The sequence below is a fragment of the Mesorhizobium sp. M1006 genome, from assembly GCF_040318825.1.
Lineage (GTDB): Bacteria > Pseudomonadota > Alphaproteobacteria > Rhizobiales > Rhizobiaceae > Mesorhizobium.
On sequence record NZ_JAMYMZ010000023.1, the window covers coordinates 37,501 to 54,496 of the forward strand.

Consider the following 16,996-nt stretch of genomic DNA (forward strand, 5'->3'; position numbering starts at 1 on the left):
GGGCAAGAGAGGAAATGCGGTCATGCAATATGTCTACATCATCGTCCTCGGCCTTCACGTCATGGCGGGCGTGTTCTGGGCCGGCACCACCATCGCGGTCGCCCGCGAACCGGAGATCAGGGCGGAACGTTTCTTCCGGCCGCAAATGGGCGCAGCCGGCGTGGTTTTCCTCACCGGCTTGCTGCTGTGGTATTTCTTCCACAACGGCTCTTTCGGCTCGATGGAGAAGGTCTTGGCGCTCGGCATCTTGACGGCGTTAATCGCCGCCGGGGTTCAGGGCGCGCTGGTGGGTTCCGCCAGCAGGCAGTTGGCCGGCGCTGATGCGGCGAAGCAAACCCAGTTGCGCGCCAAGATGACAAAGGGCGAACGCATCGCCGGCGGCCTGCTGGTCATCACCGTGTTCTGCATGGCCACCGCCAGGATGTTTTGAACGTCCTGCCGCAATCGCAAGATCGTACGGTGCCCGGCGATGGCCGGCGGCGTGCGCGGCGCGCAGACCGGACCGACGTACCGTGGTGGCTCTCCGTACGGAGGTTCGGCTGCGCGCCACCAATCAATCCAAAATATTCCTCAGATTCGCAAGCCGAACCTGATGCCGTCATAGATCGCAGCGTGGATATTGCGTGAAGCTACCGCGTCGCCGATGCGAAAGACGACGAAACCGCCTTGCGGATTGCGCGCAGGAAAGATGTCGCCGCCATTGATCAGTTTTTCGTAATCGATCGCGCCGGCGTTCTTCGACAGCGGCTTCAGCGCCAGGTAGAGATCGTCGAGCGGCAGCGTGCCGTGCTCGACCACCACCTGGTCGACCCGCCGCTCGCCGCGCCAGCCATCGGCGAAGTCGGAGGCGAGCTCGGCGATCAGCTGGTTGCCTTCACGCCGCACAGAACGTAGCCGTGTGTTGATGGTCACCGTGACACCCTTTTCCTGGAAGGCGCGCATGTAGGGCACATGATTCATGCCGCCCATTTCCGGGGCGAAGAAGCGCTCTGGTGAAACCAGCTCCAGCCTGGCGCCGCTATTGGCGATCAGTTCGGCGGCACCCATGCCCTGATGGCCGCCATTGTCGTCATAGAGCAGCACGTTCTCGGCCGGCTTGACGCTGCCGGCCATGATGTCCCAGCTCGAGGTGACGAGATCGTCGCCCGCCGTCAGAGGCGGGTTCTGCGGCAGGCCGCCGGTGGCGACCACCACCACGTCCGGCGACAGCGCCAGCACGTCGTCCGTCTCCGCCCATTTGTCGTAGCGGATCTCGACGCCCAGCCGGTCGAGTTCGGCCAGGCGCCAGTCGATGATGCCGATCAATTCCTTGCGGCGCGGGTTTTGCGTTGCCAGCCGCACCTGGCCGCCGGCCTGGCTCGATGCTTCCAGCACCGTCACCTGGTGCCCGCGCTCGGCGGCGACGCGCGCCGCCTCCAGCCCGCCGGCGCCGGCACCGACGACGACCACCTTCCGCTTCGGTCCCTCGGTTTTCGGAATAATATGGGGGATATCAGCCTCGCGGCCCGTCGCCGCATTGTGGATGCACAGCGCCTCGCCGCCCTCATAGATGCGGTCGAGGCAATAGGTGGCGCCGACGCAAGGGCGGATCTCGTGCTCGCGGCCCTCCATCACTTTTTTGACGATATGCGGGTCGGCAATGTGGGCGCGCGTCATGCCGACCATGTCCAGCTTGCCGGTGGCGATGGCGTGACGCGCGGTGGCGACGTCGGAAATCCGCGCCGCATGGAAGGTCGGGAATTTCGTCGCTGCCCTGATCTCGCCGGCAAAGTCGAGATGCGGCGACGACCGCATGCCGGTCACCGGGATGACCTTGGTCAGCGCCGCATCGGTCTCGATCGAGCCACGGATGATGTTGAGGAAATCGACCTTGCCGGAGCCGGCCAGCCGCCTGGCGATTTCGACGCCCTCCTGTTTCGACAGGCCTTTCTCGAAATCCTCGTCGGCGACCATGCGGATGCCGACGACGAACTTTTCGCCGACCGCGGCACGCACCGCGTCGAGCACCATTCCGGTGAAGCGCAGCCGGTTGTCGAGCGAGCCGCCGAAATCGTCGTCGCGCTGGTTGGTGGCCGGCGACCAGAAACCGTCCATCAGATGGCCGTAGGCTTCGAACTCGATGCCGTCGAGGCCGGCAGCCTGGCAGCGCTGCGCGGCCGCCGCATAGTCGGCTACGATGCGCTCGATATCCCAGTCCTCGATAGTCTTGGGAAAGGCGCGATGGGCCGGTTCGCGCACCGGCGAAGCCGACAGCACGGGCAGCCAGTCGGCCTTGTTCCAACCGGTGCGGCGGCCGAGATGGGTGATCTGTATCATCACCTTGCAATCGTGCTCGTGGCAGGCATCGGTAAGCTCGGCGAGCCACGGCACGATGCGGTCGTCATAGACATGCAGATTGCCAAAAGCGGCCGGGCTGTCGCGCGAGACGATCGCCGAACCGGCGGTCATGGTCAGCGCCATGCCGCCCTTGGCCTTTTCGGCATGGTAGAGCCGGTAGCGTTCCTTCGGCATGCCGTCCTCGGAATAGGCCGGCTCATGGCTGGTCGACATCACCCGGTTCTTCAGCATCAGATGCTTGAGCTGATAGGGCTGGAGGAGCGGGTCGTTGCTGGTCATCGTCTTCCTGCTGTTTCAAATTGTGCTAATGAGCGGCAAATTTTGTTTTTACGCATGTCGCTGTCCCAAAATCGCTGCGCAGTTTTGGGCGACATGCAGCAAGGAACCTGCTCATGACCGATACGAAAAACCTCACCCAGCTCGGCACCAACGTCGAGGCGCCACAGAGCCCTGAAGCGGCAGTCCTGGAAACCGTGCCGTTTTCGCGCGGCGACGGCCCGCCGGCCATCGTTCGCTTCACCTGCCCGGAATTCACTTCGCTCTGCCCGGTCACCGGCCAGCCGGACTTCGCCCATATCGTCATCGACTACGCACCCGATGCGCTGCTGGTGGAATCGAAGTCGCTCAAGCTGTTCATGACCTCGTTTCGCAACCATGGCGCCTTCCACGAAGAATGCACCGTCATGATCGGCCGCCGCATCATCGCCGCGACCAAGCCATTGTGGTTGCGCATCGGCGGCTACTGGTATCCGCGCGGTGGCATTCCGATCGACGTGTTCTGGCAAACCGGCGCGCCGCCGGAAGGTGTGTGGTTGCCCGACACCGGCGTCGCCCCCTATCGCGGGCGCGGCTGATCGGACGGAGCGGCTCACCTGATCCCGGTCCGGCACAGGTTGGTCTCCAGGAAAGGCATCACCGCGTCGCGGTACTGCTGTTGGTCATAGCGATAGAGATCAACATGCCGCGCGCCGTCGAACCAGACCAGCTTTGCGTCAGCGCCTGCCGCATCTTTCAACGCCAGTGTCTGGCTGCGAGCGACAAACGGATCCGAATTGCCTGCTAGCAGCAATATCGGCCGATCAATCGCGCCGATGCGATCGACCGGCCTGACATCATCTACCCCGAAGCCAAGGCGGAGCTGCATCTGCGCCAAGAGGATGGTCGCCTGTATGTCGCGCAACATAGGCAAGGGCGCTCGCAACGCCGTGGTTTCCAGCAAAGTCGCGTAGAGCTGCTCCAGGACATAGGCGTCGGCATGCTCCTGCTGAGCGCCAAATACAAAAGCAGCCGCACCGAGCGACGAGCCGATGGCCGCCACCTTGCGACCGGCGAAGCGTTGCCGGGCAAAGGCGAGGATGCGGCTGGCGTCCTGCCGTTCGATGTAACCAAAGCCTCTGATATCGCCGCCGCTTTCGCCATGTCCCGACAGATCGAACAGCACGATCGAGTAGCCGCTTTCGAAAAGCAGCTTCGCTCTTGGAACCATGGCCAGCTTGTTTGAACCACGTCCGTGTAACAGCACGATTGTTCCGCAACTGTCCTGCCGATCCGCCACCCAACCGGCAAGGTCGGGCGCGCCCTCCCGCTTCAGAACGATGCGCTCCACCGGTAACCCCACAGGCAGCGTGAAGCTTTGCTGAGGCACGCGGGCCACCGCATGGCTTCCTGCCTCCCAGGTGACAGCGCAGGCCAGGACGCAAACCGCCGCGAATAAAGCAACCACGACAGGACCTCTTCTCATCGATCGGTCACGTGCACTTCGCATCAGTTGAGCGGCAGCCGCCGGTAGCGGCTGGGGCTGTTCGGGTCGCTGAAATGGTGCATCGGCCCGTGTTCGGCAAAGTGCGCTGACCAGCGTTTCATTGCCGCCGGATCGAGTTCGACGCCCAGCCCGTCACCCTCCGGCACGCGCACCGTATTGCCCGTCTGGCGGAAAGGACCGTCCTTGATGACATCGCCGATCTGCCAGCGAAACAACGACTGCGACGCCTCGGTGATCCACGGTGTCGCCGCCACGACGTGCAGATAAGCCGATGTCATAATGCCGAGATCGTTCGAATAGCACCAGAACCCCTTGCCCATCGCCTCACAGGCGGCGATGAATTTCAGAGTTTTCGACAATCCGCCGAGTGCTGCGAAATTGCAGACGAAGTAATCCGGCGCACCGAGCGCGACTGCCCGTCTGAGATCCGGGATGTGCGTCGAGAACGGAATGCGCGAATGCTGGCGCAGCGCAGCCATCTCCTCGAAGGTCGCGACCGGATCCTCGTAGTTGCGGATGTTGAACGGCTCGATCTCGCGCAGCACCCAGCGCGCTGTGGTCAGCGACCACTGCATGTTGGAATCGAGTTTGATCTGCGCTTTATCGCCAAGCGCCTCGCGCAGCATGCGCACTGTCCTGATCTCGAGCTCGGGATCGCCCATGATCAGCTTGCCCTCGAAAATCGTCGAGCCGTGCTGTTCTCGCATGCCGAGACAGTAGTCGACGATCGCTTCGGCGGTCATCTCGCCGCCGGCTCCGCCGTGAGCGGGGCGAAAGGCGAAATATTCCGAAAACGGAATGTCCTTGCGCACCGCGCCGCCGAGCAGCTTGTAGAGCGGCATGCCGAAGACCTTGCCTCTTATATCCCACAGCGCCAGTTCGACGGCGCCGAACGCCACCGTGGCTGCATTCTCGCCGGTGTTGGCGGTAATCTGCCAGGGCGGCACGCAGCGCGCCTCGCAGTCGGCGATGTCGAGCGGATCGGCGCCAATCAGCGCCGGCGCGATCTCGGCCTTGATCACCTCGCCGAAATGCCACCATGGCGCCTCGCCCAGTCCGACCACGCCTTCGTCCGTCTCGACCTCGATGATCGATTTCGAGGCGCCGCCGTAGAGACCAGCCGTCCACCAGAACGGAGCATCGAGCGGGACGTTGACGTGGGTGACGCGGATGTTGGTGATCTTCATCGGTTCCGTTCTCACTCACACTGGTATTGGCTTAGCGCCCATTCGCCGGTCACCGAGAGCAGGTCCGATATCTTCCAGTCGCCATCGATCTTTTTGAACTTCCATTCCAGCCGGTGCGGATTGCCGGAGACGACAAAAGCGACGACGACCTTGGCCTCGTCGCCCTTGATCGCTTCGATGGTCTTCAGGCTCTTGTCGATCTCCGCCTTTTCGTATTCGGAATTGTCGAGCGCCATGTTGGGATCGAGGCACTCGCCCTGCCCCGACCTCCGCAGCGCGTCGCTCTTGTCCAGCACCGACTTTGCCGGGTCGGTGAAATGACCCCGCTGAGCCGGATCGACCTCGAGCCCGGCATGCTCGTAGAACGGCTTCACCACCGCGGTCGGCGAGCCCGGCTGCACGGCTGCGGCCGGCGCGTTTTCTGCCGGCGGCGAAACTGCCGGCGGAGGTGCCGCACTGTCGGCCGGCGCATTTGCGGGCGGCGCGCCGAATAGGCCCTGAGCGGCGGCGCTGCTCAATCCGGCCAGCAGGCACGCAGTCGCCAAAATCCAGGGACGGCAGCGAAGCACGGCATCACTCCGGCGACTGTCCGGCCAGGCATTCGAGCGCACTCAGGGTCCAGCCGCTGGTCTTCGAGGTAATGTCGGCGACCTTCCACTGGCCGTCGATCTTCTTCAACGACCAGACCATTTCGCGTTTGGAACCATCGCCTTCCGGAAAAAGGTTGAACGTCGCCGTCACCTCGGCGCTGTCGCCGTCCAGCGTTTCGGCCAGCGTCAGCGTCTTGGCCACGGTCTTCTCGTCATAGTCCTGCGCATCGAGACCAGGGGCGAAGTCGATGCAGGGAACTTCATCCGGATGGTTCTTTGCCGCATTGTCGTTCAATTCGAACAGTTTCGTCACCGGCGCGGTGAAGCGGTCGCGATATTGCGCATCGGCCTCGAACTTGACCGACGGGACATAAAAGAACTTCACGGCGTTGGCAGCAGGGCCGGCAAACGCGGCCGCCGGCACGGCCATCGAAAGCGCGGCAACAAAAAGTGGCAGTTTCATGGGTGTCCCCGATTGTTCACTGACGGAAGCTATCAGTACCACGCATCTTGCCCGTCGGCCTTCTTGCGGTCCATGAAATCCTGCAACGCGTCCTCTGCTGGCAACTCAGGCGTTCAGCCAGACGTTCTGGAGATCCATCTCGAAGGTTTGGTGGACACCGTAGTTCTTCACCTTCTCGTTCATGTGGCTGAACAGCTTCTGCCAAAACGGCTGAATGATGACGCCCGAATCTTGCAGGATCTGCTCGATGTCCTTCATGACCTCGCGGCGCTTTTCCACGTCGATGAGCGAAAGAGCCTGCTTGAGCTTGGCGTCGAAATCAGGGTTCGAGTAGCCGGTTTCGTTCCAGGCCTCGCCGGTGCGATAGCCGAGCGCCAGCACCTGTACGCCAAGCGGGCGCATGTACCAGATGGTCATCGAATAGGGGTATTTCGTCCAGTCGTTCCAGAATGTCGATCCCGGCAGCACGGTGCGCTTCACCTTGATCCCGGCATCGCGCAACTGGCCGGCAATAGCGTCGCCGGTGTTCTTTTGCCAATCGTCCTCGACGGTGATCAGTTCATGCTCGAAGTCGTCCTGCCCGGCATCGGCCATAAGCTTCCTGGCGCCCGCGGCGTCGCGTGTCTTCTTGGGCAGCGCGTAGTATTCCGGATGAATCGGACTGACGTGGTGGTTTTCACCAACAGTGCCTCGCCCGGCGTAGCCAAGTTCGAGCACCGCTTTGTTGTCGACGGCCATCTGGAGGGCGTTGCGAACCCGCTTGTCGTCATAGGGCTTGTTCGTGATGTTGGTCCGGGCGACGAGCGTGGTCGCTGTCGCAACCTCCGATTTGACCAGCCCCATCTTGTCGAGAATGTCTATGAAGTCGGCCGGCGTCTCGAAATTGAGGTCGATTTCGCCGGAGTCGAATGCATTTATCGAGGCGTTGAAATCGGTTCCGTAGTCGATGAATTCGACGCCGTCGAGAAGCGCTTCACCGCCCCACCATTTGCCATTCTCACGACGCTTGACGACCGCTTTCTGGCCGACCGCATAAGACACCAGTTCGAACGGCCCGGTGCCAATCGGCTTCTCGATCGGATTGGCGCCGTCGGCGTCGAAGTTGCGATGGACCACCAGCGCCGGATAGTCGGTGAAGTTCGGAATCAGCGAGACGTCCGGCTCGTTCAGCTTCAGCTTCACCGTGTTGTCGTCGACCTTGGTGATCGCCCCTTCCCTGGCCTTGCCGGTCTTTGCATCGATCAGCGCACCGACGCGCGCGGCCATCGAATTGCCGGCGGCAGCCTTCTCGCACCAGCGCGTTAGATTGTAGGCCACGTCATCGGCGTTGAAAGCATCGCCGTTGTTCCAGGCGATGCCCTTGCGCACATGCAGCACGTATTCGGTGGCGTCGTCGTTGACCTCCCAGCTTTCGAGCAGAACCGGCTCGAATGTGAACTGGCGGGTGTAGCGTACGAGCGGCTCGAGCCAGCAGCGTGAAATGTTCGCAAGTTCCACCCAGTCGTAGGTGCGCGTGTCCTTTTGCGCCTTCACCGACATCGAAACGTGCAGCGTTCCGCCTTTCTTCGGCTCTTCAGCCAAAGCCCGCTCCGGCACGGCAAGTCCAATCATGCCGTAGGCAAGGGCCGTCGATGCGCCGAAAGCGCTTGCCAGGGCCAGAAACTCCCGCCGGTCGACGCGACCGGCGCGCGCCTCGCTGGCCATTGCTTCGATGGCGCTCGGTACGCGATCGCCGTTGCTTCTGAAGAGTGTCATTTTTTCCTCCCTTATGGTTCGCATCGGGTCTTCGCCCGTGATCAACTAACGCTGTCCGGCAGTTTCTCCTCGCGCCGCGCAATCAAATCTTTGAGACCATCGGCGATGCCCTCATCGAGCTTCGGCTCCTCATAATCGGCGAGCATGTTGCGCGCTTTCTCGCGGCCGCGGGTGTCGTGGTCCTTTGCTCCTTCCGCCTTCCACTGTTCGAATGAATTGAAGTCCATGATGCTCGGTATGAAGAAGGCGGACTCGAAATGTTCAAGCGTGTGCTGGGTGCCGAGGAAATGGCCCTGCGGTCCGACCTCGCGGATAGCCGCCATCGCCTCCTTGAAATCGTCGAATGGCAGCCCGCCAGCATATTTGTACCAGCCGACAAGCTGCTCGCAGTCGGTGGCAAATTTCGAATAGCCGCAGGTCAGGCCGGCCTCGAGCCAACCGGCGGAGTGCCAGATGTAGTTGGCGCCGGCAAGGATGGCGGCATGCATCAGCATGTTCGCCTCGTAGCCCGCCTGGGCGTCATTCAGCTTCGAGCCGACGTGGAAACCTGACGTGCGCCACGGCAGACGATACTTCCGCGCCAGCGCGCCCATCAGATACATCATCTGGGCCGCCTCCGGCGTGCCGCCCATGGGAGCGCCGGTCTTCATGTCGACCGTCACCATGAACTGTCCGTAGATCTGCGGCGAACCCGGACGCAGGAGCTGTGTGAACGCGACGCCCGCGAGCGCTTCGGCATTGACCTGCGCGACCGCACCGACGGCAGAGGCCGAAGTCGAGGCGCCGCAAAGGGCGAAGGGGGCGAGGATCAGCGGCTGGTTGTGGCGCGCATAGACTTTCATCGCGTCCAGCATGGTGGCGTCCCACACCAGCGGCGAATTGCAGTTGGTGATCGACACCAGGACCGGGTTGTCGCGGACAAAATCCTCGCCGAACACGATGCCCGCCATCGCCATCGTGTCTTCGGCCCGATCCCTGGAAGTCACGATGCCCATGAACGGCTTGTCGGAGTGCTTAAGCGCCGAATGGATGATGTGGAGGTGACGCTTCGGCACCGCAATTTCCATCGGCTCGCAGATGATCGAGCTCGACGAATGCAGCGCCGGCGCCATGTAGGCGAGCTTGTGGAAATTGTTGAGGTCGGCGAGTGTGCCGTAGCGCCTGTTGTTGTCGAGGTCGCGCACGTAAGGCGCCCCGTACATCGGCACGAAGATGGAGTTGTTTCCACCCACACGTACGGAACGCTGGGGATTCCTCGCATTGAGCGTGAACTCCGACGGGACCTTCGAGATGAGCTCCATCAGCAGGGCGCGGTCGATCCGGACCCTTGTCTCCGAGACATCGGCGCCCGCCGCCTTCCACATTGCGATCGCCTCGTCGTCGCGGAACTCGCATCCGACTTCTTCGAGGATGGAGAGCGACTCCTGGTGGATCAGCTCAACCGCCTCGTCCGGAACCATCTGATAGACGGGAATCTGGCGGACCAGGGTTGGAAACGACGCTATGGGTGCGCCCCGCAGCGCCTTGCGCCCCAGGCGGCCACCGCTGCGGCGGTTGGTGTGTTCGCTCACTTCAACGGCCGGTGCGTTCATGGAGGCTCCATCTTCCTGTCTCGACCAATCTAGCCAGACAAAATGCGGCTGTGACGCTGGAAAATCCTGATCTCTTGTATAAGCTCAGTTTATGCGAAGCTTGCGCCACCTGCTGCCGTCGGCCGGCAGCCTGATCGTTTTCGAGGCCGCCGGGCGGCTGTCGAGCTTTACCGCCGCCGGACGCGAGCTCGGCATGACGCAGGCTGCCGTCTCCTATGCGATCCGTGGGCTCGAAGAGCAGCTCGGCGCCAAACTCTTCCAGCGCCGCCACCGGCAGGTCAGCCTGACCGAGGCCGGCGACCGCTTCCATGCCGACGTCTCGCTCGGCCTGTCGCACATTCGCAAGTCGGCGGAGGATCTGCGCCAGATCGCCGTCGGCGCGCATGTGACGCTCGCCGCCTCGACCGCCTTCGCCTCGTTCTGGATGATGCCGCGCCTGCAGCAGTTTCGCGACGAATTGCCGGGCATCGACCTGCGCATCCAGACCGCCGACCGCGATCTCGACATCATCGCCGAAGACATCCCGCTCGGCGTCCGCGGCGGCGAGCCCAGGGAATGGACGGATTATCATTCGCTGCCGCTGGCCGATGAGGTGATATTCCCCGTTGCCGGCGTTAGTTATGTGGCACGGTTCGGGCTGCCGGAGCGTGTCGCGGACCTTCAATCGCACCGCCTTATTCATCTTGAAGAGCCGTTTCGCGAGGCCGCGAGCTGGGACGAATGGTTCGCCTCAGCCGGTGTCGACATCGCCGATGCCGGACGCGGCTTGCGCATCAACGACTATGCGCTGGTGATCCAGGCCGTCATGGAAGGACAAGGCATCGCGCTCGGCTGGGGTCACCTCGCGGAGCGGCTGCTGGCATCAGGGCTGCTGGTGCGCGTCACCGGCCACACGATGACGACCGGCAAGGGCTTTCATGTCATCTGGTCGAGGAACCGCGAACTCAGCGACAACGCCCGCAAGGTGCGGGACTGGCTGGCAGCGCAGGCGTGAGGCCGATAAATGCCCGGTCAAACGGTCACGACGATCTTGCCGAACTGTTCGTTCGATTCGAGATAGCGGTGCGCCTCGACGATCTGGTTGAACGGAAAGGTTCTGGCGATTGCCGGCTTCAGCGAACCCGAGCTCAGTCCGTCGAGGATGAACGCCTTGGCGGCCTGCAGCCGGACCGGATCGCGCACGATCTCATGGACGAGATAACCGCGCAGCGTCAGTGTCTTTGCCAGCACTGCAGGTAGCGGAAAGGGTGTCGGGTCGAGGCTCAAGCCGCCATATTCGATGAGAATGCCGCCCGGTGCCATCGCTGCCGTCAGAGGCTTGAAAATCGGGCCGCCGACGGCATCGAACACCACGCGCACGCCGTCCGGGCCGGCGATTCGCTTCAGCCTGGCTTCCAGGTCCTCCTCTGCCGAGGCGATGACGTGGGCCGCGCCGAACTCAAGCAAAGCCCGCTTCTTGGCGGACGTCCGTGTGACCGCGATCGGGGTCGCGCCAATCATGTTGGCGATCTGGATCGCGGCAAGTCCGACGCTGCTCGAGGCCGCGGTAATGACAACAAAGTCCTCGCTTTGGAGGTTGGCAATGTCGATCAGCGCACCGTAGGCGGTGAGATATTGCATCCACGCTGCGGCGGCTTCTTCCCAGCTCAGCGATGGTGGATGCTTGACGACGAGCTCGGCCGGATATGTGGCAATCTCACCATAGGCAGGCCAGCGGGCCATCGATAATGGCGGCACGATGCTGACGGCATCGCCAGGCGCAAACCCGTCCACGCCTTCGCCGACCATCTCGACTATACCCGCGGCCTCGAGCCCAAGACCGGAAGGCAACGGCGCGGTCTGGATGTAGGTCCCCGAACGCAGCAGCGCCTCGGCGCGGTTTATACCCAACGCCTTGACGCGGATCTGAATCTCACCGCTCGCGGGCGCAGGCGTGTCAACATTCTCGATGCGCAGGACCTCGGGACCACCGAGTTCATGAAAGCGAACGACACGTGCCATCGGTCAAAACTCCAAAATATTTGAACTGAATCAGCTATGCCAGCGCTCATCAGGCGGATAAATAGCCGCTTGAGTAGATCAGCAGAAACTGTAGGTTTTGAATATGGATCGCCTTACGAGCATGGCCGTGTTCGTCAAAGCCGTCGACCTGGGCTCGTTCGCAGCCGCGGCGGCGGCTCTCGATCTGTCCGGGCCGATGGTCGGCAAGCATGTCCGGTTTCTCGAGGAGCGTCTGAGCGTGCGCCTCATCAACCGGACCACGCGCCGCCAAAGCCTGACCGATTTCGGGCGCGCCTATTATGAACGCTGCCGGCTGGTGCTTGCCGAAGCGGAGGCCGCGGATGCACTCGCCGCCGACCAGCTTGCCGAACCGCGCGGAAAGCTGCGTGTCCTCATGCCGGTGCATTTCGGCCGGCGCTGCGTTGCCCCGATCCTGTTCGGGTTTGCGCAGCAATATCCGGCGCTGGAACTTGACCTGTCGTTCAGTGATGCCATCGCCGACCTCGCCGAGGACGGCTGCGATCTTGCCATTAGAACCGGCGACCTGGAGGACCAGACCGGGGTGATGGCGCGTCGCATCGCGCGCCAGCGCATGGTCGTCTGCGCGTCGCCGTCCTATCTCGACCGGCATGGCCAGCCGCAGGAAATAGATGACCTCGGCAGCCGTCACGCGATCATCTACCGCCGTTCCGGGCGTGCCGTTCAGCCGTGGCTGTTTCCGCGCAATGGCCACCCCGCGATTGAGGTCAGGCCAGTCAGCAGATTGCGGCTCGACGACCTCGATGCCATCGCCGATGCCGCGGCCGCCGGCATGGGGCTCGCCTGGCTGCCATACTGGATGGTTCGCCAGCGCATTCAAGCCGGCGTACTTGTCCCGCTGTTGCCGGAACAGCCGAGGTTTCTCTATGACGTTCATGCCCTGTGGTTGCAGACGCCTCATCTGCCGATGAAAGTCCGCCTTGCCGTCGATGCACTGTCGGCAGCGCTGCCCAAGCTCATGACTTGAATGCACGGTCGCGGTTATCTGCGTGGATTTCCTCGAGAACGACTCGACGCAAGCACAAGCCGTTCGAGGCGAGGCTTCGTCGATCGGCTCGGCAGCGCCGCTATCGATCCGCTCGCGCCTCGCATTGGGCGACAGTAGTTGTGTGCGTCAAGTTCTGCAAAATGGCGTGGCATTGCAGTGACGTCGGCGTGTCCGCCGCGCAGCCCCCGTGTTTAGCGGAGCGGCGGACACATGACGGTGCTCAGGCGGCCAAGGCCCTCAGGCTCTCCTTCTTGTGCTCGCGCAGATGATCCATGTTGAGGTAGCGGGTCGCCTCGAGCCAGTTCTCGTGGATCTCCACCGCCAGCGCCCGAACCAGCCGCAGACAGCTCCGCGGGTTGGGGAAGATGCGAACGACCAGGGTGCGCCGCTTGATCTCCTGGTTCAGCCGCTCCAGCATGTTCGTCGACTTCATGTGCTTGTGGTGAGCTAGCGGCAGCCGATAGAAGCTCAGCGTCTCCTCGATGTTATCTTCCACCCAGTTGACCAGCTTCGGGTATTTGGCCTGCCATTTGGCGATCCACTGCGCCAGGTCGCGTTTGACCTCGGCAAGGTCGCGCCGGTCGTAGAACCATCTGAGCTCCATCAGGCAATCGTCGTCGATCTTGCGCGGCACGTAGTCGAGCGCGTTTCTGAGGAAGTGCACGTAGCAGCGCTGCCAGACCGCCTCGGGCAGCACTTCGCGGATTGCCGCCGGCGAGCCCGCTTGAGCTCTGTCACGAACTCGCGCCGCTGTAGAGCGGGATTGAGATAATTGCTTTCGGTTATCCCGGTAAGCCTCATGGGAGCCGGTCTAGGGCCTCCGCAACTTTTACTCTCAGTTGTGCTTCGTCAACATAGAATCTAGGATTCTCTCTAATCAAGCTGATATCGGAAGTGTATGAGTCAATGTCAGCAAAGATCTCATCTATCACCTTAAACTCCTGCTCTGGGATGGCTCGCGTCTCATTCTTAAATTTCTTTAAGTAAATTTCTACCAACTTAGGAGCATCTATTTCCCTTGCGAGAAAGGTTTCAACCAACGCACGATATTCGCCAGATACGCTGCTCATAGTCCGCCTCCCAGTTTTCCGGTCGTCAAGACATATTCTAACTGCTTGGGACTGAGCTTCCATCCAGACAGGAGATTTCCTGAACTATCGCGAATGACATTCAAGCCGGTTTGCGGGTCGACGAAGTGCGTTACTGATTGCCCTTGATAAGCTCCTTGGATGGCCTGCGTCATCTCGGCCTCCAAAGCCTCCTGCACCACAATCTGCAAGACCTTGCGAAAGCCGTCCTCATCCGACGACAGCAACGCTTTCAACTCGCCCTCTGCTCAGTCTAATTTCTCGATTGGTCATGGCACTCCCCTTCCACGGGAATAGGTAGTCGAAACGTCACCAGCGTGCCATGGCAGCTCGCCCCTCAGAGCAAGCCCCGTTCTCTCTCCAAAACTTTTTGCAGAACCTTCAGCACACTATCGCGACAGTGCCCCCGAGATCCGCATCGAGGGTGTCCGCGATCAAGCCTGCGGCGGCACCTGCGCCGCAGTGGTAGAAACACGAAACTATATGGTCAGGTTTCGAATATACAGGAGGTAAAATAGAAAAACTGTTAGCAATATCGAAATAACCGTCCAAATAGTAAACCAAATTATTCTCGCAATACGACTCTTTCGACGCTGTATCCATCGAGCGAACTTTACCATCAAGTAATCTAGGATGACGTCCAAATGTCGCCCCCAACGGCCATTCGCTTCGGATTTTGGCCTTCGCCCGACTAATTCTAATAAGTCAGTTGGGGCCAAGCCCATTCACTCAACAATATTCCTATCTCTATATCGTGGCGGGACAGCACCCCCTCTGGCGGAGCAACGGAGCAGTCTCACTGCCTTGCAACGGTCAAGGCTATTCTCCCCCTCCCGCATCGACCACGAATCCGCCTATAGTGCCCCATGCCGATCCGCCAGCTTTCCGAAACGATGATCAACCAGATCGCCGCCGGCGAAGTCATCGAACGTCCGGCAAGCGTGGTCAAGGAACTGGTCGAGAACGCGCTGGATGCAGGCGCTACCAGAGTCGAGATCGTCACCGCCGGCGGCGGGCTGAACCTGATCCGCGTCAGTGACGACGGCTCGGGCATTCCGGAAAAGGAACTGGCGCTGGCGATTGCGCGCCATTGCACCTCCAAGCTCGCCGACAACATTCACGACATCCGCTCGCTCGGCTTTCGCGGCGAGGCCTTGCCCTCGATCGGCTCGGTGGCACGGCTGTCGATCCGCTCGCGCACCGCGTCCAGTGAAAACGCCGCCGAGATCGGCATCGAGGGCGGCCGCGTCTCCGCGGTCAGGCCGGCGGCGGCCAATCGCGGAACCACGGTCGAGGTGCGCGACCTGTTCTTCGCCACGCCCGCAAGGCTCAAATTCATGAAGGGCGAGCGCGCCGAAAGCTCGGCCATCGGCGACGTGGTCAAGCGCATCGCCATCGCCTTTCCCGCCGTGCGCTTCACCCTGGCCGGCCCGGACCGCTCGACGCTGGAACTGCCGGCGACCGACGACAGCCCGGAAGGCCGGCTGCGCCGGGTGGCGCAGGTGATGGGCGCCGACTTTCCGGACAATGCGATCGCCATCGACGCGACGCGGGACGGCGTGCATCTCGCCGGCCATGTCTCGGTCCCCTCCTTCACCCGCGCCAACGCGCTGCAGCAATACGCTTATGTCAACGGCCGCCCGGTGCGTGACAAACTGATCGCCGGCGCCATTCGCGGCGCCTTCGCCGACGTGCTGCCGCGCGACCGCCATGCCGTCACCGTGCTGTTCCTGGCGCTCGATCCGGCGATCGTCGACGTCAACGTCCATCCGGCCAAGGCAGACGTGCGCTTCCGCGACCCGGGGCTGGTGCGCGGGCTGATCGTCGGCGCTATCCGCGAAGCGCTGGCCAATGCCGGCATCCGCGCCGCCACCACCGGGGCCGCCGGCATGATGGCGGCGTTCCGGCCAGGCGCCGCATCCTATGCGCATGGTGGCCCGGCCAACGGTCACCGCAGCTACGAGGCCGCCTATCGGGCATCGGGCTTTGCCGGGTTCGATCCTGCCCGTTCGCCGCAGCGGCCGCTCAATATGGGCGACGGGTTCGGCGAGGACGAGCAGGCGGCCTTCGACGCCGGGCCGCTGCACAGCGCCGATGCGCGCGCCGGGCAAAACGAAGCGGCGGAAACGCTGCTCGGCACGGCGCTGGGCGCGGCGCGCGCGCAAGTGCACGAGAATTATATCGTCGCCCAGACCAGGGATTCGCTGGTCATCGTCGACCAGCACGCGGCACATGAGCGGCTGGTCTACGAGGCCTTGAAGAACGCCCTCCACTCACGCTCGGTGCCGTCGCAGATGCTGCTGTTGCCCGAGATTGTCGATCTGTCGGAAGAGGATGCCGAGCGGCTTGCCAGGCATTCCGAGACGCTGGCCCGCTTCGGCCTCGGCATCGAGCGCTTCGGCCCCGGTGCCGTCGCGGTGCGCGAGACGCCGTCGATGCTCGGCGAGACCAACGTCCAGCAGCTGGTGCGCGATCTCGCCGACGAGATCGCCGACAACGACACGGTCGACACGCTGAAGGAGCGGCTGGACAGAATAGCCGCGACCATGGCCTGCCACGGCTCGGTACGTTCCGGCCGCCTGCTCAAACCGGAAGAGATGAACGCGCTGCTGCGGCAGATGGAGGCGACGCCGGGCTCCGGCACCTGCAACCATGGCCGCCCGACCTATATCGAGCTCAAGCTGGCGGATATCGAGAGGCTGTTTGGGAGGCGGTGAGAAGGTCGCTCGCGCTGGCGCTGTCTATAACTCGCTAGCAAGGCTGGTTCCACAGGCGGCTTTAATCATCATCTGGGGGTTCGAACTTCTGACGGACAAACTTCCCCTCGATTCTCAAAAACGCACTTCCACAAGGCGCCTCTAAACAAGAGGTAATGAGCGGGTCGTAATTCGCAATTGTATTGACATCGTACAACCCGGAATTGTTGGGGTCGTTGATGTATTCGTCAGATTCATCGCCTGCAAAAAAGCACCATCCGCTATCAACCGGATGATCTGGCGTTTCGCGGTAAAGATAGCCTACTTGCGCGCCATCCACGGTGATGCGGTCGGTCGCAATACAGCTGCCGTAACCAACTGCTATTGGGCGAAACGTCGAACCATCCCTGAAAAACGTCTTAGGCATTCAAAGCTCACTGGTGGCAACCGTACTTCTAGTTAAATCAGCCGCGTACGCCACCAGCAGTCAAGCACTAA

At 62.1% G+C, this 16,996-nt stretch carries 16 protein-coding genes and 1 pseudogene; 5 read left to right on the forward strand and 12 right to left on the reverse strand.

The window, feature by feature from the left end; translation table 11 throughout:
• Positions 1-22: 22 nt before the first annotated feature.
• Positions 23-430, forward strand: coding sequence for a hypothetical protein (locus tag NKH60_RS21355; RefSeq protein ID WP_023674396.1), 408 nt, complete (start codon positions 23-25; stop codon positions 428-430).
• Positions 431-570: 140 nt separating this feature from the next.
• Here NKH60_RS21355 and NKH60_RS21360 read toward each other — a convergent pair whose 3' ends face one another.
• On the reverse strand, positions 571-2,616 hold the full coding sequence (locus NKH60_RS21360) for an oxidoreductase (protein WP_352473628.1): 2,046 nt from the start codon (positions 2,614-2,616) through the stop codon (positions 571-573).
• Between the two features lie 113 nt (positions 2,617-2,729).
• On the opposite strand from NKH60_RS21360, the gene queF reads away from it, so the two are divergent.
• A complete protein-coding gene (gene queF / locus NKH60_RS21365) occupies positions 2,730-3,191 on the forward strand; it encodes a preQ(1) synthase (RefSeq protein ID WP_023674394.1) in 462 nt (153 codons plus the stop codon).
• A gap of 14 nt (positions 3,192-3,205) precedes the next feature.
• On the opposite strand, the gene NKH60_RS21370 is transcribed toward queF, so the two are convergent.
• The 6 genes from NKH60_RS21370 to NKH60_RS21395 form a co-directional block, all read right to left on the reverse strand.
• The gene (locus NKH60_RS21370) at positions 3,206-3,991 is read right to left on the reverse strand and encodes an alpha/beta hydrolase (RefSeq protein ID WP_352873226.1); all 786 of its coding nucleotides are present in this window, start codon (positions 3,989-3,991) and stop codon (positions 3,206-3,208) included.
• Positions 3,992-4,101: 110 nt separating this feature from the next.
• On the reverse strand, positions 4,102-5,286 hold the full coding sequence (locus NKH60_RS21375; RefSeq protein WP_352542345.1) for a mandelate racemase/muconate lactonizing enzyme family protein: 1,185 nt from the start codon (positions 5,284-5,286) through the stop codon (positions 4,102-4,104).
• A gap of 11 nt (positions 5,287-5,297) precedes the next feature.
• On the reverse strand, positions 5,298-5,855 hold the full coding sequence (locus NKH60_RS21380) for a hypothetical protein (protein WP_352845185.1): 558 nt from the start codon (positions 5,853-5,855) through the stop codon (positions 5,298-5,300).
• Between the two features lie 4 nt (positions 5,856-5,859).
• A complete protein-coding gene (locus NKH60_RS21385; RefSeq protein ID WP_352542343.1) occupies positions 5,860-6,339 on the reverse strand; it encodes a DUF3828 domain-containing protein in 480 nt (159 codons plus the stop codon).
• A gap of 105 nt (positions 6,340-6,444) precedes the next feature.
• Positions 6,445-8,094 (reverse strand): ABC transporter substrate-binding protein, encoded by a 1,650-nt coding sequence (locus NKH60_RS21390; RefSeq protein WP_352682154.1) that lies wholly within the window; start codon positions 8,092-8,094, stop codon positions 6,445-6,447.
• Positions 8,095-8,135: 41 nt separating this feature from the next.
• Positions 8,136-9,686, reverse strand: coding sequence for a trimethylamine methyltransferase family protein (locus NKH60_RS21395; protein ID WP_352569798.1), 1,551 nt, complete (start codon positions 9,684-9,686; stop codon positions 8,136-8,138).
• Positions 9,687-9,777: 91 nt separating this feature from the next.
• Here NKH60_RS21395 and NKH60_RS21400 point away from each other — a divergent pair, with 91 nt between their 5' ends.
• Positions 9,778-10,680: a LysR substrate-binding domain-containing protein gene (locus tag NKH60_RS21400; RefSeq protein ID WP_352682156.1), complete on the forward strand. Its 903-nt coding sequence runs from the start codon at positions 9,778-9,780 to the stop codon at positions 10,678-10,680.
• Between the two features lie 17 nt (positions 10,681-10,697).
• On the opposite strand, the gene NKH60_RS21405 is transcribed toward NKH60_RS21400, so the two are convergent.
• The gene (locus NKH60_RS21405) at positions 10,698-11,687 is read right to left on the reverse strand and encodes a zinc-dependent alcohol dehydrogenase family protein (protein WP_352873229.1); all 990 of its coding nucleotides are present in this window, start codon (positions 11,685-11,687) and stop codon (positions 10,698-10,700) included.
• Positions 11,688-11,790: 103 nt separating this feature from the next.
• Here NKH60_RS21405 and NKH60_RS21410 point away from each other — a divergent pair, with 103 nt between their 5' ends.
• Positions 11,791-12,693, forward strand: a complete 903-nt coding sequence (locus NKH60_RS21410) for a LysR family transcriptional regulator (RefSeq protein ID WP_352873231.1) — start codon at positions 11,791-11,793, stop codon at positions 12,691-12,693.
• 241 nt (positions 12,694-12,934) lie between these two features.
• On the opposite strand, the pseudogene NKH60_RS21415 reads toward NKH60_RS21410, so the two are convergent.
• The 3 genes and pseudogenes from NKH60_RS21415 to NKH60_RS21425 all read right to left on the reverse strand — a co-directional run.
• A pseudogene (locus NKH60_RS21415) lies at positions 12,935-13,438 on the reverse strand (transposase); the annotation flags it as partial.
• Positions 13,439-13,511: 73 nt separating this feature from the next.
• Complete coding sequence (locus tag NKH60_RS21420) at positions 13,512-13,784, reverse strand: colicin immunity domain-containing protein (RefSeq protein ID WP_352873232.1); 273 nt, start codon at positions 13,782-13,784, stop codon at positions 13,512-13,514.
• On the reverse strand, positions 13,781-14,038 hold the full coding sequence (locus NKH60_RS21425; RefSeq protein ID WP_352474380.1) for a colicin D domain-containing protein: 258 nt from the start codon (positions 14,036-14,038) through the stop codon (positions 13,781-13,783). Before NKH60_RS21425 ends, NKH60_RS21420 begins: the two co-directional genes overlap by 4 nt.
• Before the next feature lie 630 nt (positions 14,039-14,668).
• On the opposite strand from NKH60_RS21425, the gene mutL reads away from it, so the two are divergent.
• A complete protein-coding gene (gene mutL, locus NKH60_RS21430) occupies positions 14,669-16,519 on the forward strand; it encodes a DNA mismatch repair endonuclease MutL (protein ID WP_352873235.1) in 1,851 nt (616 codons plus the stop codon).
• Between the two features lie 61 nt (positions 16,520-16,580).
• Here the strand turns inward: mutL and NKH60_RS21435 are convergent, their stop codons facing one another.
• Entirely contained in the window at positions 16,581-16,925 is a 345-nt protein-coding gene (locus NKH60_RS21435) for a DUF2185 domain-containing protein (protein ID WP_352541554.1), read from the reverse strand.
• Positions 16,926-16,996: the final 71 nt, after the last annotated feature.